Origin of the sequence: Vibrio sp. 1641 (assembly GCF_033339995.1) — a bacterium.
Lineage (GTDB): Bacteria > Pseudomonadota > Gammaproteobacteria > Enterobacterales > Vibrionaceae > Vibrio > Vibrio alginolyticus.
On the sequence record NZ_JAWOVP010000537.1, the window covers coordinates 1 to 508 of the forward strand.

Consider the following 508-nt stretch of genomic DNA (forward strand, 5'->3'; position numbering starts at 1 on the left):
TGATGCTCAAACTCCAGCGCAACGTCGTAAGTCTGGCCGTCACGGGGCAAACCGCTTTGCAACCAAGCACACCAAAAACCAACCGGGTTTCGGTGGCCACTTGAACAAACGCGCTGAAGGCGGTTCAAAAGATGGTAAACCATCTGGCAACCGTAACGGTTCTGGTAAAGTACAAGGTGGTCAACGCCCTGCTAGCAACGGCCAGCGCCCTAGCGGCAACGGTGCAAACCGCCCAGCAGGTAGCAAGCCGCAAGGCCAAGGTCGTCCACAAGGCCAAGGCAAACCATCCGGTCAACGTAAACCAAAACGTCGTTAGTTCATTAGAACTTGAATATTAAAAAGGGCTCCAGAGGTAACTCTGGAGCCCTTTTGTTTTGTTCGATATTTCTCGCCAATTGTTTTGCCGGAAATGAACCGAGTGAGTCGGCTTGAACCTTCTCACTCGCTTGATTAAGCCAACTTGAACTTACTCAACTCACCGTGAAGATCACTGGCTTTTGCCGTCAGT

The 508-nt window shown here is 51.2% G+C and carries 1 pseudogene; it reads left to right on the plus strand.

Annotation, left to right across the window (positions count from 1 at the left end):
- Positions 1 to 316 (plus strand): annotated as a pseudogene (locus tag R7Z47_RS26990) (YgiQ family radical SAM protein); the annotation flags it as partial.
- Positions 317 to 508: the final 192 nt, after the last annotated feature.